This is a genomic window from Psychromonas sp., assembly GCF_047632955.1.
Classification (GTDB): Bacteria; Pseudomonadota; Gammaproteobacteria; order Enterobacterales; family Psychromonadaceae; genus Psychromonas.
This window is the reverse complement of the sequence record NZ_JBLIED010000074.1, coordinates 1-6,917: the sequence shown is the minus strand read 5'-3', so window position 1 is coordinate 6,917 and position 6,917 is coordinate 1. Positions and strand designations below refer to the sequence as shown.

4 protein-coding genes and 2 pseudogenes are annotated in these 6,917 nt (G+C 41.5%); 2 read left to right on the top strand and 4 right to left on the bottom strand.

What is annotated here, in order from left to right:
- Positions 1-429: 429 nt before the first annotated feature.
- The 3 genes from ACJAZP_RS19525 to ACJAZP_RS19515 form a co-directional block, all read right to left on the bottom strand.
- Complete coding sequence (locus ACJAZP_RS19525; RefSeq protein ID WP_415232412.1) at positions 430-1,410, bottom strand: SDR family oxidoreductase; 981 nt, start codon at positions 1,408-1,410, stop codon at positions 430-432.
- 369 nt (positions 1,411-1,779) lie between these two features.
- Positions 1,780-2,430 (bottom strand): signal peptidase I, encoded by a 651-nt coding sequence (gene lepB / locus ACJAZP_RS19520; protein WP_415232411.1) that lies wholly within the window; start codon positions 2,428-2,430, stop codon positions 1,780-1,782.
- Positions 2,431-2,608: 178 nt separating this feature from the next.
- Positions 2,609-4,144, bottom strand: coding sequence for a M28 family metallopeptidase (locus ACJAZP_RS19515; RefSeq protein ID WP_415232410.1), 1,536 nt, complete (start codon positions 4,142-4,144; stop codon positions 2,609-2,611).
- A gap of 370 nt (positions 4,145-4,514) precedes the next feature.
- Between ACJAZP_RS19515 and ACJAZP_RS19510 the strand changes: the two are divergent.
- A pseudogene (locus ACJAZP_RS19510) lies at positions 4,515-5,592 on the top strand (transposase).
- A 291-nt stretch (positions 5,593-5,883) separates the two neighbouring features.
- On the opposite strand, the gene ACJAZP_RS19505 reads toward ACJAZP_RS19510, so the two are convergent.
- Positions 5,884-6,498 carry a TetR/AcrR family transcriptional regulator gene (locus ACJAZP_RS19505; RefSeq protein WP_415232409.1) on the bottom strand — a complete coding sequence of 205 codons (615 nt, stop codon included), beginning with the start codon at positions 6,496-6,498 and terminating at the stop codon, positions 5,884-5,886.
- Between the two features lie 169 nt (positions 6,499-6,667).
- Here ACJAZP_RS19505 and ACJAZP_RS19500 point away from each other — a divergent pair.
- Positions 6,668-6,917, top strand: a pseudogene (locus tag ACJAZP_RS19500) (carboxymuconolactone decarboxylase family protein); the annotation flags it as partial.

Genomic DNA, 6,917 nt, shown 5'->3' with positions numbered 1-6,917 from the left:
GTGCGAATACATCAGAGGTTAGAAGGTAGCTCCTTCAATAAGAAACCGTATATACGTGCGCATCTTAATTATTAGATTTTATTGTTGCTAAACAGGTGGAGTCCATATACGGGTTAAGACGTGCCGCGTCCCTAGAAGTCATTACAATATAAACAATATGTTAGATGCTGCCAGTTGGTTTGCAAAGACATTGAACGCATTCATTGCTGCTATTATTGCGTTTATCGAGGAAAGCTTTTGAAGGAATAGCGCGCTATTGTGAGCAAGTTCAACGAAGATAGGCGCGATAATAATGTTACTGGACGGTGTGGCTTATCCCGATCTCAGATTAAATAACAGTCATACATCTAAACATCTATTCCTTCTGCGCAACACACTGATATTAATCTGCGCGCAGCGAGGAATATTTCGTTGAGCTAAGTATTCTGGTTATTTTGCAGCAGGGTTGTTTTTTGAACCTTTAGCGATTTCTTCATCAAGCATTTCAATTAACCTTGCACGATCAAATTGGTGAACTTGCCCATCATTAAGCTCTAACATCTTGCTAATTTGGCGGCGAACGGTGGCATCAGCTTGCCCGACTGTTGCAGTCACCATATATCGCATTTTGGGCTGGTCACTTTGCATAATATCCAGCGCGGCCATCGCAACGTCGATTGGATCTGGACCTTTCTCAACCTGGGTTAGCCCTGCGATCATACCTTCACGATCTTCTTTATATTGGCTGTCATCCGTCCAATAATGAGTATCGCTCATCAATTTTTTCGCGGCATTACCAATATTGGATGCATAGTTACCTGGCTCAATCACATGCACACTCACCCCAAAACGAGTCATTTCTGAAGACAAAGCATCCGTATAAGCTTCAATAGCATGCTTACTCATACTGTAAGCGCCAAACATTGAGCTTGAGAGAATACCCGCAATAGAGCCGGTGGTAGCAATACGACCTTTACTCTCGATGATCATCGGAGCAAATGCTTGAGTGACACGAAAAGGCCCCAACACGTTGACATCTATCTGATATTGCAGTTGTTCTACTGGTAACTCCAACATAGGTCCAAAAACAGCCACGCCCGCATTGTTGATCAGACCATACAGACCTCGGCCTTGTTCTTTGACAAAGTTTACTGCAGCGTCAATCTCTATTTGATCACGTACATCAAATTGCACAGCGGTAACATTCTCCATCGCATTCATTGTTTTCATTTCGTCTTTATGTAGAACGCCAGCGTAAACAAAGAAGCCATTTTTACTTAATTCTTGAGTCATTCTTAATCCAAGGCCCGAACTGGAGCCTGTCACCAAGACTGCTTTTTGATGCGAATTTGCGTCGCCATGATGAGCACTGTTGCCATTGAAACTGATGAATAAAGTTATGCTAAGCAGGATAATTCCAAATATTCTCATTAATATTCCTTTTTGGGTTATGTTTAGGGTGGATTATTCGACATATTGAGTCGTGATAGCAGTCAGTATATGGGAATGAACTGATTGGCTACATTTACATCCGCTATAGGTAAACATTACCCATAGCTATTTTAAGTTTCTCGCTGTTGATTAAATCTGAGATAAAAAGCAGAGTCTAGAAAAAGTATGAAGAACGACATTTCGGGTATTTTGAAATTTTGAAGATGAGGATAAGATGGTGATAAGATGAGGATAATGAGATTTTTACAGCTTTACAGACTCGGGGGAACAGATCTCAATCCCCCCAACTTCATTTTATATAACCTCTAAATAACCATATCAATAGCAAGTCATATTAATATTTCAAAACTAAATCAACGGTTTATTGAATCGTTCTTTACGAGGTAAATAATAGTTTTCAGGATCTAGAGATACCAACACTTTATTCGCCTTGCCCTGAATTTCTATGGCTGGCACAAATCCATAGTATCTAGAATCCGCACTATTATTTCTGTTATCACCCAACACTAAGTAATGCCCTTCTGGTACAAGGATTTGTGGGAAGTTATCTCTCGCTTCAGCCACAGGTACAAATCGCACAAAATGAGCAACGTTACCTAAATACTCCGTTTTATGAAGTGCGTTAGCGTTGTCTTCGTAGAGGATGAGTTCACCATTGATAATCAGTTTGTTATTCAGCATAGCGACCCTGTCGCCAGGCTCTCCAATCAAACGTTTAACCAATCTATTACCCGCTTTTTCAGAATTAAACACCACTATGTCACCTCGTTTGGGCTGACCGATTTGCATAATCTCAATATCAGTAAAAGGCACTTCTAAGCGGTAAGCCATTTTATCTACAAAAATCCGGTCACCTTCCACAATAGTCGGCAACATAGATCCAGTAGGCACCACATACCAATCAGCAAAGCTGCTACGTGAGGCAAATAACACCAAAGTAAAAAGCAAAATAGCCCCGTTTTCTTTTACTAATTTGTTAAATGAAAGTTTGATATTCATAGTTTAATTATCCGGAAGAGTTGTAGGTGTAAGACCGAGGAAGCAGGTGAAAGTTTATAAGCAGTTTGTAACCCTTTATGTCTAAAAATTGACTACGCCCTCTTTAAATTGTAAATAAGGCGGCCAAATGTATGACCGCCACTCTTGATGTGGATTAGCTACTTTTGAGCATAGATCTCTAAAATTGAACTTGTGAGCCTTGATATTCCATCATCATTTTTTTCGATTTAAAGTTCCCTTTGCCTTTTTTACCATTCACCAATTCGGTGTTCATGGCAAAGTGCAACACTGAATATGCTACTGCGTCAGCATTGAAATGAAGTGCCACCAAACTAACATTATCAAAAGTGTCGCAGGCTACATGGTAACAAGGGTCAAATGCATCGCCCTGAGTTCCTCCCCATAAATTCACTTGTTCTGCGCTTTTAATGCCCTCAGCACCACTAAAAAGGCCCCCAGCAGGGATACCAGCGTTAATAAATGGACCGTAGTCTGAGCGACCTGAAAAGTCAGTGCCCTGAAACGCGATTCCCCGTTGAGAATAAAATTGCTCATATAGTTTTTCAATCGCAGCGGAACCATCTGGTCCTGCTGGGAAGCCCACTGCATCAGAATCATCTCCGTCATAGATAAAAACACCATAATTCGGCGAGCCAATCATATCAAAATTTAGATATAAACTAATTGAAGCAGCTTGTTGTGCAGATAACTGATCAACATAAAACTGTGATCCCAACAACCCAGATTCTTCAGATCCCCACCAAGCAAATCGAACTTTATTACGGGGTTTAACTTTCGCCATTTGCAACGCGGTTTCAAGTAATGCTGCACTTCCCGAACCATTATCGTTGATCCCTGGGCCAGAATTAACTGAGTCTAAGTGAGCGCCTGCCATTACAACGTTAGTTTCATCGCCTCCTTTAGATTCTGCTAAAACATTATATGAGGTGATATTACCTACCAGCACTTCTAAGTTAATATTGGCCAAAGTGCCAATGGTTCCCGCGATAGCTACACCAACATCGTAGGAACTGCTTACAACTGGGATATTGCCTTGATAATCTTGGCTAAGCGTGCCATTAATCGGTCCCTTGCGCGCTTCAGTATTGCCTTGATTAAAAATGATGACCGCACTCGCTCCTGCAGCCGCGGCGTTTTCAGCTTTAACGCGGAATGAACAGACTCCTCGTTGGATTAGCGCGATATCACCGGCCGGAAAACCAACAAAATCGTCAGTTTCACAACCACTGTCTGAGCTATTTCCAAGACCTAATAATAAATCAACCGGAGTCACAGTATTAGTCACATCTCCGCTAGCTGAATAGCTCATAACCTGAAATTCATTAGGATAACTATATTCCAATGGAATTGGAGTGAGTTGTTGAAAAACCGGCCGATTTAAAAGAGCAAAGGTAATATGTTCAAATGGCTGAACAACAACGTCATATCCAGCACCTATAAGCTCATTAGCGAAATAGTCTACAGATTGGTTAAAACCTTCAGTACCTGAGAGTCGAAAGCCATTGTTAATATCCGCTATAATTTGTAACTCAGCTTGATGAGCACGAACGCCATCAAGCGTGACGCATTCCAGCAGTTTTTTTGAGGTGTTATTAACACGATTTTGACAGCTTTTACCTGCAGCAAAGCTAGATACAGTAAAATTCAGCAAGCAAAGTAGCAGTAAGTATCGTAAAAAAGTAGTTGTTTTCATGAGCATGAATCCTTGTGGTAACTGATTGTTCCTGCATAAGCAGGTTCCGTATTGCCTATCTATTTACACCCGCGACTTTATACTTTTGATTGTTAGCTATAAATGAATTCAAATGGCTAGCCGATAATGTAAATAGAATAAACCACTGACACTACGCTACAAATACTATGTCATAGTTACATCGACACATTGTAAACTAGGAGTGGGTTGAAGAACTTAAGTGTGTAAGTCTAGTATAAAAGCTATAAATTTCATCAAGATGAATTAAACTCATTATAAATCAATTACTTAGTAAAAAACCCATTTTGAAATAGCCAGAAACGGTTATGCCCTAAACTTTAAAGTACTCAAACAACCAAGGATGGCTGTCATGCCTCAGTCACATAGAACTCAAATTAGTTTAATTGATACTCCCTACTACCATTGTGTTTCTCGCTGTGTACGGCCTTCTTTTTTGTGCGGTGCGGTGACCGCGTCAAGGATGAATTTACAGGCCAGAGTTACGAACACCGCCGAGGTTAGGTAAAGGAGCGTTTGTTATTTTTATCTCCGGTATTTGCCATTGATATCGCGGCTACCGTATTTGTGCTTATGCAGTGATGAGTAACCATACTCATGTCGTGGTTTGTGTGGACAAAGACTTGCCAGATCATGGGTCAAAAGAAGAGGTGATTAGGCGCTGGCATCTGCTATATCAAGGCACACTCTTGAGTCAAAAATACCAAAGTGGAGACACACTCAGTAAGGGAGAAATGATTAACCTGGAAGAAACCGTTACGATTTACCGCCAGCGTTTGTTCGATATCAGTTGGTTAATACGTAACCTTAATGAATACATAGCCAGAGAAGTCAACAAAGAAGATGGTTGCACGGGGAGGTTTTATTTGCTGCCATTCATGGCGCTTACCCTGCGGGCCAGCTAATGCTGTTCTAATTTATTCCCTATAAATTAGTGGGAAGGACGATTCAAATCTCAAGCTCTTTTAGATGAAAGTGCAGTACTAGCATGTATGGCCTATGTCGGTTTAAACCCTATTCGCGCTAAGATGGAAACCATGCCGGAAACATCAAAACACAGCAGTATTCAGCAACGCAATCACTCTTTAATTAAGGGCGAGCAACCTAGAAAATTCATGCGTTTTGTGGGCAATCATAGACAAGACATGCCTAAAGGCATTGTTTACAGCTTGATTGATTATTGTGAATGAGTGGATTGCACAAGCTGCTGTATCCGAGAGGATAAAGCAGCTAATATTGAACATCACCCCCCTATTCTTGCCCGTATTGGTCTCAATTCAGAGCAGTGGTTGACCTTGACCACAGAGTTCGAGCAGCATTTCACTACCGCTGCAGGCAGTGAGCACATGTTACAACAATTCAAACAGCACACAGACCACCAACGTATACGAGGAATGGCAAAGGCCAGAGTATTACTTCAAACAGCCTGAAAAGTGCAGCATCGCATACCTTCAAAGCTACCTGTACAATCCTTGCTCAATGACGCTGCCTGAAATTTGAGCCAGCGTTTTATTTCGCTGCATTCAACACGTCCAATCCCCAATAGAACTGAATTTCATATTTCTTAAAACCAAATAGTGGAATGACCCCATCACTTTGTGCTTATTGATTAGCCTGTAATCGGGTACTTTATTACTTTAGGTGTCTTGGTTATTGCTTGGTTACTTGCTGTGCCCCGTAAAATGGCAATGAGCGGCATTCGCTCTAATGTAGAAGTAAACTTAATTACTGACATGGCGGGACAGAAAAGCTTGATGAGGGAGCTGCTCGAACAAAGTGTTCAGCTGTTGACTAACGGTTTTACTATCTCCCGTGGCTTTTAAGTAGAAGCGTAGTCCTATGATCTGAATTTGTAGATGCTTGGCCAATCGGTTCTCATCTGTGTCTGCGGGTAATTCATGCTGCACCTTAGCCTGGTGAAGCAATTTGGCAAAAGTGTCTTCAATCTGCTTGAGCAATTCTCGTGCGACCAGCAAAATATCAACATAGCTGTCGTCCAGCTCTGACAAGGTTTTCACCAGTAAACACAGCTCGTTCGGTAGCGTATTATGCTCATTACTGAGGATGTTGTGCAGGTACTGCTTAAGGCCCGCCAACACAGATGGGTTGCCTTGGGTATGCTGGTGTAATTCTTCGGAGCTGATCTTCGCATAATGGCGCAACACCTCTTGGAATAGGGCTGACTTGCTGCCAAAGGCGGCATAGATACTGCCAGGCCGCAAGTTGATAACGGCTTGCAATTCCCGGGTGGAAGTCCCCAAAAAACCTTTCTGCCAAAATAAATTTTTAGCTTTCTCAAGGACATTCTCACGGTCGAATTTGGAAATATTTGCCATTAGCGCCTCAGTGTTTGAATATTCAATTCTAAATCAGTCGGACCAGACACACAATTTATCTCGGTTATATATTAATCCCACAAGTTATTTTGAGCGATCGTTCATGTTGGGTATAGTGGCCTTTATTGAGCAGTTGCTCAAAAATAAAAGTAAAATCAGGAGATAGAAAATGGCAAAATTTACCATTCACGATACAGCATCTGCACCAGAGAACAGCAAACCTTTACTGGAAGATTCAATTAACGGGTATGGCATGATCCCTAACCTGCATGGCGTCATGGCTGAGGCCCCTACAGCATTAAAATCCTATCAAGTTCTCCATGAACAGTTTTTAAATACCTCTTTTTCCGCAGACGAGAAAACAGTTATCTGGCAGAGTATTAATGTTGAAAACAATTGTCACTATTGCGTGCCGGCCC